Annotated in this window: 14 protein-coding genes; 3 read left to right on the top strand and 11 right to left on the bottom strand. The window is 63.9% G+C overall.

All coding sequences use genetic code 11. The features are described from left to right. Window positions 1–56: 56 nt before the first annotated feature. The 3 genes from BX591_RS13325 to BX591_RS13315 form a co-directional block, all read right to left on the bottom strand. Complete coding sequence (locus BX591_RS13325; protein WP_244146999.1) at window positions 57–1,109, bottom strand: glycosyltransferase family 2 protein; 1,053 nt, start codon at window positions 1,107–1,109, stop codon at window positions 57–59. 329 nt (window positions 1,110–1,438) lie between these two features. Then, window positions 1,439–1,771, bottom strand: a complete 333-nt coding sequence (locus tag BX591_RS13320; RefSeq protein ID WP_111931900.1) for a DUF2322 family protein — start codon at window positions 1,769–1,771, stop codon at window positions 1,439–1,441. Window positions 1,772–1,845: 74 nt separating this feature from the next. After that, window positions 1,846–3,771 (bottom strand): SMP-30/gluconolactonase/LRE family protein, encoded by a 1,926-nt coding sequence (locus BX591_RS13315; RefSeq protein WP_111931899.1) that lies wholly within the window; start codon window positions 3,769–3,771, stop codon window positions 1,846–1,848. A 703-nt stretch (window positions 3,772–4,474) separates the two neighbouring features. Between BX591_RS13315 and BX591_RS13310 the strand changes: the two genes are divergently transcribed. Next, entirely contained in the window at window positions 4,475–6,247 is a 1,773-nt protein-coding gene (locus BX591_RS13310) for a S53 family peptidase (RefSeq protein ID WP_420849369.1), read from the top strand. Window positions 6,248–6,384: 137 nt separating this feature from the next. Here the strand turns inward: BX591_RS13310 and BX591_RS13305 are convergent, their stop codons facing one another. Further along, window positions 6,385–6,891, bottom strand: coding sequence for a lipocalin-like domain-containing protein (locus tag BX591_RS13305; RefSeq protein ID WP_244146998.1), 507 nt, complete (start codon window positions 6,889–6,891; stop codon window positions 6,385–6,387). A gap of 17 nt (window positions 6,892–6,908) precedes the next feature. Continuing rightward, entirely contained in the window at window positions 6,909–8,246 is a 1,338-nt protein-coding gene (locus BX591_RS13300) for an MFS transporter (RefSeq protein WP_111931897.1), read from the bottom strand. 110 nt (window positions 8,247–8,356) lie between these two features. Between BX591_RS13300 and BX591_RS13295 the strand changes: the two genes are divergently transcribed. Both BX591_RS13295 and BX591_RS13290 read left to right on the top strand, forming a co-directional pair. Continuing rightward, window positions 8,357–9,247 carry a LysR substrate-binding domain-containing protein gene (locus BX591_RS13295; RefSeq protein WP_111931896.1) on the top strand — a complete coding sequence of 297 codons (891 nt, stop codon included), beginning with the start codon at window positions 8,357–8,359 and terminating at the stop codon, window positions 9,245–9,247. A 139-nt stretch (window positions 9,248–9,386) separates the two neighbouring features. Then, entirely contained in the window at window positions 9,387–9,680 is a 294-nt protein-coding gene (locus BX591_RS13290; protein WP_111931895.1) for a DUF1330 domain-containing protein, read from the top strand. A 69-nt stretch (window positions 9,681–9,749) separates the two neighbouring features. On the opposite strand, the gene BX591_RS13285 is transcribed toward BX591_RS13290, so the two are convergent. The 6 genes from BX591_RS13285 to BX591_RS13260 all read right to left on the bottom strand — a co-directional run bounded on the left by BX591_RS13285 (window position 9,750) and on the right by BX591_RS13260 (window position 15,049). Continuing rightward, window positions 9,750–10,955 carry an aminotransferase class V-fold PLP-dependent enzyme gene (locus BX591_RS13285; protein WP_111931894.1) on the bottom strand — a complete coding sequence of 402 codons (1,206 nt, stop codon included), beginning with the start codon at window positions 10,953–10,955 and terminating at the stop codon, window positions 9,750–9,752. Window positions 10,956–10,957: 2 nt separating this feature from the next. Continuing rightward, entirely contained in the window at window positions 10,958–11,434 is a 477-nt protein-coding gene (locus BX591_RS13280) for a RidA family protein (protein ID WP_111931893.1), read from the bottom strand. Between the two features lie 93 nt (window positions 11,435–11,527). Further along, the gene (gcvA, locus tag BX591_RS13275; RefSeq protein WP_111931892.1) at window positions 11,528–12,475 is read right to left on the bottom strand and encodes a transcriptional regulator GcvA; all 948 of its coding nucleotides are present in this window, start codon (window positions 12,473–12,475) and stop codon (window positions 11,528–11,530) included. Between the two features lie 24 nt (window positions 12,476–12,499). Further along, a complete protein-coding gene (locus BX591_RS13270) occupies window positions 12,500–13,357 on the bottom strand; it encodes a helix-turn-helix transcriptional regulator (protein WP_111931891.1) in 858 nt (285 codons plus the stop codon). Between the two features lie 160 nt (window positions 13,358–13,517). After that, the gene (locus BX591_RS13265) at window positions 13,518–14,207 is read right to left on the bottom strand and encodes an OmpA family protein (RefSeq protein ID WP_111931890.1); all 690 of its coding nucleotides are present in this window, start codon (window positions 14,205–14,207) and stop codon (window positions 13,518–13,520) included. Window positions 14,208–14,284: 77 nt separating this feature from the next. After that, the gene (locus BX591_RS13260) at window positions 14,285–15,049 is read right to left on the bottom strand and encodes a flagellar motor protein (RefSeq protein WP_111931889.1); all 765 of its coding nucleotides are present in this window, start codon (window positions 15,047–15,049) and stop codon (window positions 14,285–14,287) included. Window positions 15,050–15,104 lie beyond the last annotated feature (55 nt).

The following is a 15,104-nucleotide window of genomic DNA, read 5'->3' as shown; positions in this document are numbered from 1 at the left end:
TGGAGTAAGCGAAGAAGCGAAGGCACAACGCCTGCGTGAGCGGATCTCACCCCGCCTCAGTGGCGGTGATAGGACAGCGCCTGGGCATCGCGGCCGGCCGCACGCCGCGCGCCGAAACCGGCGCCGCGCACGAGCGCGCCCAGCGTGTCCACCGACGAAATGCCGATCAGCAAGCCGGCCGTCGCGACGCGCCGCCAGCCGCGCAGCGGCGGCAGACCTTGATGATTGAGCGCGCGCAGACTGAAGCCGAGGCGCCCCGCCATCACGCAAAACGGCGCCAACGGCCCGCTGCGCGCGAACCAGTGCAGCGACGCGGGCAAATACGCACGGACAATGTACGGCGTGAGCGCCACGCTGTCCTCGCCGCGCATCCAGCGCAGCTTCACCGCTTCGCGCCAACTGTCCGGCAGACGGTGCTCGGTATGCGCGTCGTGCGCGTAATGCACGACCATGCCCGCGTCCTGCAGACGCAAGCCCATCACCTGGCAATGCGCGCGATACACGCCCGCGAGTTTGCCGTAACGGTATTGCTCGAACACCTCGCGGCGAAACGCGACGTTGTTCGCATAGAAGTTCCGCGTCGCGCCCGCGCGCAATGGACTCGGGAAATACATGAAGTCGATGGTGGTCAGCGCCGCGCCGCTCATGCTGGCGCTGTACGTGGTGCGCCCGGCGATCGCCGACAGCGCGGCGGCGCCGGCTTCACCGAACGGGGCAAGCAGACGCTCGAGCCAGTCCGCGGCGGGCTGGCAGTCGGCGTCGCCGAACGCGACGTAGTCGCAGCGGGTCGCGTCGACCTGCTCGAAGCCGAGGTTCTTCGCGTCGTAATAGCCGGTTTGCGCGCCGATTTCGACGAAGTCGACGGGCCGGCCCGCCAGTTCGACGAGGTCCTCGCGCGCGCGAGCGTCGAGACCGTCGTGCGTGATGATCCACTGAGCGAACGCTTGCGGCGGGAGCGTTTGCCGCGTCAGCCGCTCGATCAGCCGTTTCAGGCTCGACAACGCGTTGGCCGCCGAATCGCCACCGCGCAAATTATTGGTTTCCAGTACCAGGGCGGTTTTAGCGGCGACAGTGGCAGCGTGGCCGATTAATCGTTCACTTTGATGCACTGCAAACACTCCTATCTCGTTTCCGATTTCATCGCGATGGACGCTTTGAACATGCAAGGGAATGGCAAGCGAAAAGTGCGTTCCCATAGCAGGAGTTCTTTTTCGACTGCCGCAGATGATAAGAGTATTGCCGCCCGCTGTGTGGGCTTTCTTCGCAGCTTATGCGGAATCCATCAACGGTATTGAGCAGGTGTACTGCGGATAGGTTTGCCGATGCCGCCGTGGGCGGCACGGGAGAAAATCCCGGCTTGGGCCGCGCATAATGAAATGCTCATTATTTAACGATCAAGCCGGGCGATTTCTATTTCGCCATGAATGCGAAGACGGATTTAACCCGCCGCGACGACGTGAATCCGCAATGCCGGGCCGCCCGCCACGATCGCGAGCAGAAGGTCGACGTTCGGATGTGCGCCGGGGCGATTGCGTGCGTCGGCGGTGTGCTCCGCGAACAGCGCGAGACCCTGCTGGGCCGCGTTGGCGTCCAGCGTGCCGAACGTCTGCTGCAGGTAGTGGTACACCGCGAGCGAACCCTGCTTGCCCGGCTTGTTCTCGATGCTCGCCACCACGGCGCCGTTGCCGTCGAGCAGATCGATACGCGCAACGCCGTCGATAGCGGGCATTTGCGCGAGGTTGTCCTTGAATACGTTGCTCGGTTGAATCACTGAAACCACTCCTTCTGTTCGGAAAATTGCATCGCGGGCCGTATCTTAGCCGATAGCCTGCGCCGCCCACGCCGTCACGGCGTCCAGCGATGCACCACGATACTCGAACCGTTGTAGTTGTCTTTCGTGATCACGTATTCGCCCGAGGCGCGCAGAAACGCCCGCAGCCCGTACATCGAATCGACGTCGTTGCCCACGTCCACGGTCGCCGGACTCGCGTTGATCAACGTGGTGTCGAGTTGCCCCGTAGTCAGATTGAAGGCGTCGATATTGGGCACCGTGTGGACGTAGCCGACGAACAGATAATTGCCGGCTGCCGCGATCGACTTTGGATTCGCGCTGGTGAGGTTGATCACCGGATTGGGCCGCGTCGTGTTGCCCGCGCTCCAGCCGTGATAAATCTCGATGCGCGACAGCATTGCGGTCCAGTCCCAACTGCCGGCAATGCCCTGCGCGAGAATCATCGTGTCGCTTTCGGGCAGGTAGAGAATGCGCGTCAACGGCCGGATGCTCTGCGGTATGGAGATCGTCACGCCCGGTCCCCACAGCGGCTTGCCCGTGCCGTCGAAACCGGTCAGCGGGTAGTGATAGATCTGATTCGTGCGGTCCAGACCCGCCCACACATCTCCCTTGCTATCGATACAAAATCCGCCCGTGACCTGACGGGTCGTATTGAACGTCGTGCCCGGAATCGACGCGTCGGGAATCGCGATATAGCCGCTCGCCGCGTTGAAATGATAGAAGTAGAAGATCCCGGGGTTCTGCCCGGACGCCACCAGAATCCGGTTGCCGCCTACCGTGACGAGCTGCCCGAAATGCTCGTCGCGTTGCGTGTCGTTCATGTTCAGACGCGGGTCGGACGGATAGGTAAACGGATCGACCGTATTCGCGACGAAGGTGCCGCCCGCCGTGCCGGTGTAGATGTGCGCGCCGCTGTAGAAGTAGGCGCCGTCCGTGGACGGATCCGGCGCCGCGACCGCCTCGAAGTTCAACGCCTGCAGTTTCCATTGCAGATTGCCGTTGCTGTCGTACGCGTGCAGATCGGTCACGCCGTTGCGGCCCATGTCCCAACTGCCGCCCCACGGATTGTTGAGCACATAAAGATTGCCCGCCGCGTCCTTGCCGATGCCCGCGACGCGCGTAAAGCGCTTGTCGCCCACCTGGCCCTTGACGCCGCTGGTGGTGTCGAGATAACCGCCCTGAATGCCGAACGTGCCGACCAGCGTCGGCGCGCCCGCGATGCTGTACCGCTTGATGTTCATATCCGGGCCCTGGTCCCCCACCAGCAGTTGCCCCGACGTGGCGTCGAAATACAACGCCGAGGGCCGCGACGTGGCGGCCATCTGGATCGTGTTCAACGTCGCGCCGGCCGGGCTGAACTCGACGATCGCGCCCGTGCTCTGTTGCGCGACCCACAGATTGCCCGCGCTATCCAGCGCCAGCGCGCCGGGGCTCGTCACCGTGATGTCGCGCTGCAAGACGCCGTCGGTCGTGAAAACGCGCACGCGATTGCCGAAGAAGTCGCTCGCATACAGCAGCGAGCCGGCGGTCGCGAGGCCGGTGATGACATCGGCATGCGGCACGGCCGTCCATACGCTGACGGGAATCACCAGATCGCGTGTCTGGGTGGTCCGGTTGTAACGCCCTACCGAGCCGCTGCCGAACGAGCGGTTGTACTGCAAGGCCGCGAAGATCGAGGTGGCGTTGCCGGTGATCGCACTGCCCTGGAAATCGGCATGCGTGCCGATCGAACCGGCGCTCTGGCCGTTCTGATAGATCGCGACGCCGCCTTCGTTTTCGTCCCACAGCGAGGCGGTATAGATCACGCCCTCCGGCGCGACCCACAGCGAGCGCGCGCCGTTGCCCACGTGCGTGGCGAGCGTGCCGAAGGTGTTCGCCAGCCAGTCGGTGGTGTATTGCGCGCGGCCGGTCGGTGAGAACAACGTGAGCGCGGCGAACATCGCGCAAAAAAGTACGGGGTGAAACCGATGCCTGACCATGCGTAACGCGCTCCGAACACTATCTCCTTGCCAATGTACAACGTCAGATAGGAAAAAATATTCAATCGTCTGAGGAAAAAATAACGGATGAGTTGCGCGCCAAGGCGGCCGACATGCAGGGGAAATCACGTCACCGCGTCACCGCGCCGTCAATGCGCGCTGCGATCTGCGCGAATAGCGCGCTTCAGCGCGAAGAGCGCAAGGCCATTCGCAAAATCCGGCAATAGTCACATTACCCGCCTCCGATTGCGGTAAGAATGGGTTGCGAATCGCATAATAAGCTTTTTACTTTCATCAATAAGCGATATTCGAATTATAAAACCGAAATGAAATTGTAATTAAAATAGAATGTTGAGATCAAAATAGTTAATTAGAATTTCGCCTCCATTTTTCGTCAGGACAAGCCAGAAGAGGCTACCGGCATGCAATCGGCATCGGAAAAGCGAAATAAAACAGCCGCTTCAATCGAAACGAAAATTTAAAGACGGATAACCCGCCTGCGCATCAACTATCCATTCTGATAGGTACCGACTCCGTGTAATGAACGGTAATTTTGCGTCGCTCACGATATTTAACCGAGCGCCCCTTAATTACCACCCATAACTGCGCCGCGAGACGGTATTTCATCTTTATACAAATTCGACCTGAATTACCCACAAGGTAGATTCCGGCGTCTCCTCGCGCTGTTGTCTCAGGAGGTCACATGAAATCGTCAATCGCAAATCGAACGGCTTTCGGCCTAAAGCGTCACGCGGCCGTTGCCTTGCCTCTCGCCATGGCTTCGTGCGCCGTGTTCGCGGCGTCGGCGTCGTCGTCCACCTTGTGGACGGCGACCGACACGAAGGCGTTCGTCACCCCCAGCCAGGTGCAGACGCGCTCGCTCAGCGCTACGCCCCTGCTCGAACTCGCCGCCGGCGAGAGCACGCATATCGTGGTCAGCCTGAAGCTACGCGATGAGGCGAAGCTGAAGGCGTTCGCGCAGTCGGTCAATCAACCGGGCAACGCGCAGTTCGGCAAGTTCCTCAAGCGGCAGCAGTTCGTCGATCAGTACGCGCCGACCGAGGCGCAGGTGCAGCAGGTCGTCGCGCATCTGCGCAAGAACGGCTTCGTCAATATCCGGGTCGCGGCGAACCGCCTGCTGATCTCCGCCGACGGCAGCGCCGGCGCGGTCAAATCGGCCTTCAATACGCCGCTGGTGCGCTATCAGTTGAACGGCAAGAGCGGCTACGCGAATATCGCGGCGGCGCAAGTGCCGCAGAACCTGGGCGAGATCGTCGGCTCGGTGCTGGGCCTGCAGAACGTCGCGCGTGCGCATCCGCTGCTGAAGATCGGCAACCGCACGGCCGTGAAGACGCTGGCCTCGGGCACCGCGAAGGCGCACTACCCGACCGAATTCCCGGCGATCTACGACGCCACCAGCCTGCCCACCGCCGCGAACACCACGGTCGGCATCATCACGCAAGGCGGTGTGTCGCAAACGCTGCAGGACTTGCAGCAGTTCACCAGCGCGAACAACCTCGCCGCGGTCAACACGCAGGCCATCCAGACCGGCTCGCCTAATGGTGACTACAGCGACGACCAGGACGGCCAGGGCGAGTGGGATCTGGACAGCCAGTCGATCGTCGGCTCGGCGGGCGGCGCGGTGCAACAGTTGCTGTTCTACATGGCCGACGACAGCGCGTCGGGCAACACCGGCCTCACGCAGGCGTTCAACCAGGCCGTCTCCGACGACACCGCCAAGGTGATCAACGTGTCGCTCGGCTGGTGCGAAGCGGACGCGAATGCGGACGGCACGCTGCAAGCCGAAGACCGCATCTTCGCGGCCGGCGCCGCGCAAGGTCAGACGTTCTCGGTTTCGTCCGGCGACGAAGGCGTGTACGAGTGCAACAACCGCGGCTATCCGGACGGCAGCACGTATTCGGTGTCGTGGCCGGCCTCGTCGCCGAACGTAATCGCTGTCGGCGGCACGACGCTTTACACGACCTCGGGCGGCGCATGGTCGAACGAGACCGTGTGGAACGAAGGACTCGACGGCAACGGCAAGCTGTGGGCGACCGGTGGCGGCTTCAGCGCGTTCGAGAGCAAGCCGTCGTGGCAGTCGGTGGTGACCGGCACGCCGGGCCAGCGTCTGTTGCCGGACATTTCGTTCGACGCGGCGCAAAGCACGGGCGCGATGATCTACAACTACGGCCAGCTTCAGCAGATCGGCGGCACGAGTCTCGCTTCGCCGATTTTCGTCGGCCTGTGGGCGCGCGTGCAGAGCGCCAATTCGAACAGCCTCGGTTTCCCGGCGGCCAGTTTGTACAGCGCGATCAAGGCGACGCCGTCCATCGTGCATGACGTGAAGTCGGGCAATAACGGCTACGGCGGTTATGGCTATAAGGCCGGCACGGGCTGGGACTATCCCACGGGATGGGGCAGCGTGGATATCGCGAAGCTCGCTTCGTATATCAGCAGCCATTCGTTCAAGAAGTAAGCACTCGGGCCGACTCGTGCTCGTGCTCGTGACGAGCTGAACGTTCGAGCGGGCGCCGATGATGGGGTGAGTCGAACCTCGTCACCGGCGCTCGAACGATGCATGCTTCTTTCAGGTCGGCGCGCATCGCGCGTCGCTCAACGCAGGCGGTGCCAGACCGAAATCGGCACGTCGCCATTCGGTCTCGGTACGACGCGATAGCTGAGTTCGTCGCCCATCAGTTCATAGTGGCGGGTTTGCGTCTGCCCTTCCCAGTTCGGAAACGACGCCTTGTCGATCTGAAACGTCAGCGTATGCGCCACCGCGTCGACCGTGATCGTGCCGAAGTGCGTGCTGGACCCCAGCACGGCGGCCGTGTATTCGGCCGGTGTGCCGGTCTGTTTATCGCCCGAGGCGAACCGTGGCCGCTCGGCTCTGAAAATCTGCAGCGTGTAACGGCCTTCGCGGTCGATCTGCAACATGCCTTGCGGCGCGGCGCCGAAATCGGGCGCGCGGGCGCCGTCGGGTTTGATGACGTCCGCGGCCACGAGCGACCAGGTGCCGGCCAGCGGCGACGCCGGCGGGGTGTTGTCGGCGGCATGCGAGGACGGCGAAACCAGGGCGGCGGATAAGGACAACAGCGCGGGGAAGATGAGCTTGAGCATCGTAGTTGGGTTCATGGTCAGGGTGAATGAAGCGGGCAAAATGAAGCAGGAAAAGCGCAGCGAAAATGACATGACGTCCGCGTTAATTGGACGACGCCGGCAACGACGATGCGGGCATGGAAACCGAAGGCGCCGGTGTCAGAAGCAGGCCGATGCGACGCTGCCGGCTGGGCGAGCAGAACGACCGGAATCAGCAGCGCCAACGCGCTCGCTTGCGCCAGATAAAGCTGGCGATAAAGATGATGTCCGGCGCTCGCCGCGACGATCACGTACACCACCAGCCCCGCCAGGCCATTGATCGCATTGAAGCTGGCGCTGACGCGCCCCTGGTAGGCGGAATCCGTCGCACGTTGCGCCGTGCTGAGTGCGATCACGCTGCTCTGAAAGCTCGCCCCCAACCCGGCGTAAATCGCGAAAGCAGCCAACTGTCCCCGGCATGCCGAGAACGCCAGCAGACACGCGGCCGCGATGCCGAGACCGAGCAGCAGGACCGTGCGCCGCCCGAAACGATTCGCGAGCCGCACCACGAAGAACCCGCCGACGATTGCGCCTAAGGCGTAGCCCGCATCGATCTTGCCGAATGCGGCCGCGCTCAAATGCAGTTCCTCCCGCACGAACGGCGCGAGCATCGCATTCATGCCGAACACCACGCTCATGTTGGCGACGAACAGGCCGTAGAAAAAGCCGATCTCGGGACGCTCGACAATATGCGCGCCGCCCGCGCGAAGATCTCGCCAATAGTGTTTAGGCTTGCCTTCACCTTGAGAGAAGGTCACCGCGTGCCCCGCCGCCGCCAACCGACGCGCCGTGAGCCACCCAAAAACGCCCGCCAGCAAATAGGTCGCGCCGGCCACGCAGACCGTTGCGGCCGCACCGATCGACGCCAGCACGATGCCCGACGCCGCCGCGCCCAGCACCTGCCCGGTTTGACCCGTGACCACCGTCAACGCGTTGAGGCGCAGCATGTCGTCGGCGCTTGCATTGCGCGCGAGCGCCGCGCGCCATGACAGCACCTGGACTTCGTTGCCCAGCGCGACGAGAAAGCTGATCGCATAGGCCGACGCCGCCGTCGCGTGTCCGCCGGCATAGAGTCCGGCGTAGGCGAGCAGCATGGCCCATCGAAACAGGTCGGCGCGATACGCGAGTCTGGCGGGGTCGCCCCGGTCGATCATGAGGCCGATCGCCGGCGACAACAGCAAACCCGGCAGCACCGTCATGATCAGACTGAGCGCCGCGCTCGACGCGTGCCCGGTGATATCGATGATCAGCCACGTATTGATGAGGAAGAAAAAACCCGTGCCGATTTTCGAACTGGCGGTCGTCGCGCCATAGAGCCGAATGGTGTGGGGAGTCATGAGGGCGGTGACGCTGGGGTCCCGAAGTTTTCCGATTCGGGAACCTTAAACGTCCTAGAATATTTAGAAAATTGAATAATTCTTATCCGACACATTCACAAAACCGAACGATGAACCGGATCAATCTCGACATGGACGTGCTGCGCACGCTGGTCACCGCGCAGCAACTCGGCAGCTTCAATCGCGCGGCCGACCGCCTCGGGCGCTCGCAGTCGGCGGTCAGCCAGCAGTTGCGCAAGATCGAGGAAAGCGTGGGCGAGGCGCTGTTTCAGAAGCAGGGTCGCGGCCTCGCGCTAACGCCCGCCGGCGACGTGATGCTGGCCTACGCGCGGCGCATTCTGGAACTCAACGACGAGGCGGTGAGCGCGGTGCGCGGCTTCGCGATCGACGGCCTGGTGCGCATCGGTTTGCCCGCCGATTTCGCCGAAACGTGGCTGCCTACGGTGCTCGGCCGGTTCAAGCGCGCGCATCCGGCGGTGCGGATCGAAGCGGCGGTGGAAGGCAACCGGCGTCTGCTCGAACGGCTCGACAAGGGCGAGCTCGATCTCGTGCTGTCGCTGGGTCAGGAGAGCCGCGCCGACGCCGAACCGGTCGGTGCGGTGGATCTGGTCTGGATTGGGCCGGCGTCGGAGGAAAGGTTGTGGGCCAGAGGCGAGCCGATTCCGCTCGTGCTGTTCGAGGCGCCGTGTTTCTTCCGGCAACGCGCGCTGGAAGCATTGGATAAAGCCGGCCTGCCGTGGCGAATCGCGTTGACGAGTCCGAGCTTGCCCGGTTTGTGGGCCGCCGTGGAAGCGGGCCTCGGCGTGACGCTGCGCACGCCCGCCGGATTGCCTGCGAAGCTACGGGTAGTGGGCGATGCGCTGGCGCTGCCCACGGTGCGCGCGCCCACGCTGCAAGTGTCGCTGCATGGCGGCACGCGTACTTTGGAACCGGCGGTGGCTCGCCTCAAGGACATCATCGCGGAAACCATTGCCGGCAATCTGCCGGTGGCGCATGCGTGAACGGCCTGAGCGCGGCATCAGGCGCGGCTGAGGTTCATCATGGTCATGCCGCGCCGCCCGCCCTGCCGGAAAGCGACATAATGCCGGTTGTCTGCTGTGCAATGCAGCGACCGCATTCTCACCGAACCAGGAGATTCAAATGAGCAAGGGCTATTGGGTAACCTCATATCGCGCCATCAAGGACGCGTCGAAACTGGCCGCCTATGGGCAACTCGCAGCGCCGGCCGTGGCGGCTGCAGGCGGCAAGTTCGTCGTGCGTGGCGTGGCTGAAGAGGCTCGCGAGCAGGGCCTGAAGGAACGCACGGTCGTGATCGAGTATCCGAGTTACGAACAGGCGGTCGCCGCTTACGAAAGCGACGCCTACAAGAAGGCGCTCGAAGCGCTGGGCGACGGCGTGGAACGCGATCTGCGTATTGTTCGCGGCGCGGAATAACCCGTTCGTCCGCATGCCACGGGGCGGCTCTCGCGCGAGAGCCGCCCCGTTTTTTATGGCTGATTGCGATCAGTTCGCCTGCTTGGTCAGCGCGCGAATCTCGCTCAGCAGGCGTTCGATTTCCGCGTCCGTGGTCAGGTAGCTGATCGACGCGCGCGCGATCTGCTGCAACCCTCGCGAGGTCATGTCGAACGGCGTATAGCTGACGCCGTTGCTGCCGATCACGATGCCCTGCGCGGCCAGCCTGCGTTGCACCGAAACGGCGTCGAGACCGGCAACGTTGAACGCCACCAACCCGGAACGTTCGGCCCCGAGATCGAGCACCGTCACGCCAGCCAGTTCGGCTAGTTGCACGCGCAACCGTTGCGCCACGCTGTCGATCCGCGAGCGAATCGTGTCGATGCCGATTGCCAGCGCCTCTTCCAGTGCATTCGCCAGTCCGCAGTGCAGCGCGAGCGCAGCCTCCGCCGATTCGAAGCGCCCCGCGTCGTCGCGCAAGACGGGCTCGCCGTTAGCGTTCAGCGGCGCGGAATGCGTGTCGGTATAGGGCGGCGTCAAACGCGCGAGAAACGTCTGCCGCACGTACAGCAGACCCGTGCCGCGCGGCCCGCGCAGCGCCTTGCGGCCGGCGGCACTCAGCACGTCGCAACCCAGCTCGGCGACGTCGATCGGCAGTTGCCCTGCCGCCTGCGCGGCGTCGATGAAATACGCAATGCCGTGACGGCGCGCCACCTGCCCGATCGTCGCGGCCGGATTGATCAAGCCGCCATTCGCCGGCAGCCAGGTGAGCGCGATCAGACGTACGCGCTCGTCGAGCATGGCCTCCAGCGCTTGCGGGTCCGCCGCGCCGTCGGCGTCGCACGGAATCACGTCGATCGAGACGCCGGCACGCTGCGCCAGCGCACGCATCGTGCTCAGATTGCCACCCCATTCGTGACGACCGACAAGAATACGTTCGCCCGCTCGCCACGGACCCAGCGCGGCAAATGCCGCGCCCCAGCCCGGCGAATTGCCCGTGGTCAATGCGATCTCGGCGGGCTGCGCATTGAACAGCCGCGCGGCCAGTCCGCGTGCGCGTTCGCTCTGTTCGCGTCCGACGATGCCGGCTTCCATCGGCCCCATGGTGGCTTCGCGCCAGAGGTGCGCGTGAATCGCCTCCAGCGTCGCCGAAGACGGCAGCGAAGCGCCCGCGTGATTGAAATGCGTGGTGTGCTGCGTGCCTGGCGTGCGGGCACGAAGTGCCTCCACGGCGGCGGTCGAAAGAAGAGCGGACATGGTTATTCCAATGAGGTGAGTGCGATCACCGCTTCGACTTCGACCGCCACGCCCGCGGGCAGCGAAGCGACGCCGACGGCGCTGCGCGCATGCCGTCCAACTTCGCCGAAGACCTGGACCATCAGGTCCGACGCGCCGTTGGCAATCACGCTGTGGCGCTCGAAATCGGGTGTGCTGGCAACGAATACGCGCAGCCGTACGACGCGGGCCACACGGTCCAGGCGGTCGTCGGTCGCGGCGGCGATCTGCGACAGCACGCTCAACGCGGACGAACGCGCTGCCTCGATACCGTCGTCGTCCGATACGGTGTCGCCGAGGCGTCCAGGATAGGCCGGTTGGCCGGCCTTGCGCGAGATCTGACCGGACACGTGCAGAAGCTGGCCTTCCTGCACGTACGGCGCGTAATTGGCGGCGGCGGGTGCGGCGGGCTCGAGCGTGAGACCGAGGCTTGCAACGCGTGCGGAGATCGAAGAGGTCATGTCGAATTGTCCAGGCAAAATGGGGAAGTCCGATCCTATTAGCCCGGCCCATACCGTGACCAATCAATTTTTCCCCGCCACGGATGAGCGAAACTAATGCGTCGGCGCCGACGCGTCCTGTTTCGCCGCCCCGGCGAACGCGTCCTGTTTCGCCGCGTCGGCGAGCCAGTCGCGGAACGCGCACGCCGCCGCGCCCAGGTTGCCCTTGGGCGTGACGAACCACCAGCCGATGCGGGCGTCGTCCAGTCGGGTGTCGGGTAACGCCTCGACCAGTTCGCCGCTCGCCAGTTGCCGCGCGATCAGGCGGTGACGGCCCATTGCGATGCCTTGTCCCGCGAGCGCCGCTTCCACGACGATGTTGTAGTCGTGCAAATGGACCTGCTGCGATTGCGTCAGATCGAGGCCGAAACGGCGGCACCAGGCGTCCCATTCGAACGACTGCCGCGAATACGACGTGAGCAGCGGAAAGCGCAACAGATCCTGAGGTTCGCGCGGACGCCTCCTGCCGGCCACCAGCGACGGCGCGCACACCAGCGACAAGCGTTCGGTCATCAGCCGTTGCGCGTGCACGCCGCGCCAGCCGCCGAGGCCATAGCGGATCGCCACGTCCACTTCGCCGCCCGGCACGTCGGCGAGTGCGATCTCGGGGCGCAGTTGCAGATCGATACGCGGACACGCGGCCGAAAAATCCTGCAAGCGCGGCGCCAGCCAGCGGGTCGCGAACGAAGCCAGAATGCCGACGGTCAAGCGGGTCCGCTCGACGGACGGCGCGCGAACCTCCTGCGTGCCGAGCCGCAATAATTCGAATGCGTCATGAACGCGCGCGTAAAAAGCGACGCCCGCCGGGGTCAATTCGACGGCGCGCGTGCGCCGTTCGAACAGCGCCACGCCGAGGTCGGCTTCGAGCTTCTGGATCTGATGACTGACAGCGCTCTGCGTGACGAACAGTTCCTGCGCGGCGTGGCTGAAACTCAGCAGCCTGGCGGCGGCTTCGAAAGCGCGCAGGGAAAGTAATGGTGGTAGCGGACGAGGCAGACGCATCGATTGACAGAAAAGGTTGTGCGCTCACGCAAGTTGGGTCTGGCGCGATACGAGCGCTTTGACCGCTTCGAGGTCGGCAGGCGATACCGGCGTGAAGACGACCATGCTCAGGCCATCCGCGCCGGCCACGGGAAACGCGGCGTATTCGAGCGTGAGCAAGCCGGCCACCGAATGGCGCATGTGCTTCGTGCCGCCCCAATGATTCAGCACGTCGTTCTCGGCCCAGAGCCGCCGGAAGTCTTCGCTGCTGTCCTGGAGTTCGGCGGCTAGCGCCGACGCTTCGGCAGAACCGCCGACGCGGGCGATATCGAAGCGAAACACGGCCACCGCCACGCGTGCGCTCTCTTCCCAATGCGGCTGGCAGGCGCGCAGGGTGGGATCGCCGAACAGACGCCGCAGCACGTTGCGCTCGCGGACCGGCAGTGCGGCGTAGTCGCCCAGCACCGCGATGGCGGCCGCATTCCAGGCCACCACGTCCCACGTCGGCGTTTTCACGATCGCGGCACTGGTGGGCATGCCGTCCAGCACGCGTTGCAGAGCCGGCGTCACGCTGGCGGTCTCGACCGGGCTGAGCGGCGGCGGGCGTTGCTGCGCGAGCAGAAACAACATCTCGCGGCCGGCCGCGTCGAGTTCGAGCGCACGAGCGAGCCGCTCCAGTACTTCGTTCGACGGCGGACCGCCGCGCCCCTGTTCGAGCCACGTGTACCACGCGACGCTGACGTTGGCGCGGGTGGCTACTTCTTCTCGTCTGAGGCCGGGCGTGCGGCGGCGGATCTGCGCTTCCGGCCCGGGTTGCAGGCGCGAGCGGCGATCGCGCAGAAAGCTGCCTAGCGAGATGCTGCAGGCGGACGCGACCGGATCCGGCAAGGTATTGACTGGCATGACGTAGAGGGCTCCCGGAACGACGCGCAGCGCGCATCGCTGCCGATACTTTAGCGCGGAATGGGAGGCTGGGTGGAACGGGTGGGAGAAGCAGCGGCTGTGTTGTGTGGTTTGTTCGATGCGGTGTTCGACAGTCGGTCAATACGCGCGTACTCCGCTTTCAATACTCGACGAGAATCGTCACGCGCCGATTCGCGGCGCGAGCGGCGGCGTCGTCGCCGATGATCAACGGGAAGTTATCGGCTCGACCTATCGCCGCCATTCGGTGCGCTTCGATTCCTTTGTCGGCGAAAAAACGAACCACTGCTCCTGCTCTCGCCGATGACAGCTCCCAGTTCGACTCGAATTTCGCCGTGGCGATCGGCACGCTGTCCGTATGTCCTTCGACGAGAATGGTGTTTTTCGAACGGTCGCGCAGCACGCCGGCAATCTGGCTCAGCACGCCGAACGATTCGGGTAATAGCCGCGCGTCGCCGGAGTTAAAAAGGATTTTCGCGTTGATCGCGATTTCAACGCCGTGCGTCGCGTTCGAAATCGTAATCTGGCTGTTGCTCTTGAGTGGTTCCAGCAAGGAGAGCAGTTGCTTCTTCGCGGTGTCGGGCGTGCCGCCGGCATTCGATACCGCCAACGTCTTCTCCGCGCGATGCTCGAGCGCCTTGATCTCCAGCTCGCGGTTCTTCGCCAGCTCTAATGCGTATAACGCGAGGAATAACACCATGAGCGAGGTGATGAGATCCGCGTAGGAAATCAGCCAGCGGCCGGATTGCTCGTCGCCTTCGTCGCCCTTGTCGGCGTCCTGATAGCCGGTTTTATCCGCCCTGAAGCGTCTGTTTCCCGAGGAGAATGTCATGCCCGCAACGCCTGCTTCGAATTCACGTTTGATTGAACCGTCCTGAACGACTGCACACGCGCGATCCGCGCGGCTCGCTACCCCAGCAACTCGGCCGATCTCGCCCGCACGTCGCCGGCCAGACGCGTTTCGATCGTATGCGGCGACTCCTTGCGCGAGATCGCGAGCAACCCGTCGAGATACAAACGACGGAAGCGCAACTCGCTATCCACCTGCGCGCGAATCTTGCCGTACAGCGGCAGAAACACCAGATTCGCGAACGCGAGACCGTAGAGCGTCGCCACGAACGCAGTGGCGATACCTTGCCCCAGTTGCGCGGGTTCGAGCATATGACCCGTGACCTGAATCAGGCCGAGCACCGCGCCGAGAATGCCGAACGTCGGTGCGTAGCCGCCCGCCTGTTGCCAGATTCGCGCAGCCGCCACGTGATTGCGCTCGTACGCATCCAGCTCCCGTTGCAGCGCATCTTCGAGCACGGCCGTGGCTACACCGTTCGCCAGAAGTTCGAGCCCTCGTTGTGCAAACGGATTGATCCCGCCGGCCTCGATCGACTCGAACGCCAGCATGCCGTTCAGCTTCGCCTGATCGCCCCATTCGAGCAGAACCGACAGGCTCTTGCGGTCGACCTGCCGCGCCCTCACGAAGGCCAGGCGCAGTTGCTTGACGCCATCGAAGAATCGCGCCCACGTGTTCTGGATCATCACCGCGCCGAGCGTGCCGCCCAGCACGATAACGAATGCCTCCGGCTGAAACAGGGCCGTAAAGTGCCCACCCTCCAGCGAGAAACCGGCGACGATCGCCGTGACGCCGAACACGGCGCCCAATAGCGTCAAAAGATCCATACGTCCTCTCGAATGGCCGCCCGAGCCTTCGAACCTGCAATGAAAACAGCGTGCT

Origin of the sequence: Paraburkholderia bryophila, assembly GCF_003269035.1 — a bacterium.
Classification (GTDB): Bacteria; Pseudomonadota; Gammaproteobacteria; order Burkholderiales; family Burkholderiaceae; genus Paraburkholderia; species Paraburkholderia bryophila.
The sequence above is the reverse complement of the archived record's forward strand: the minus strand, read 5'-3'. Positions and strand labels throughout refer to the sequence as shown.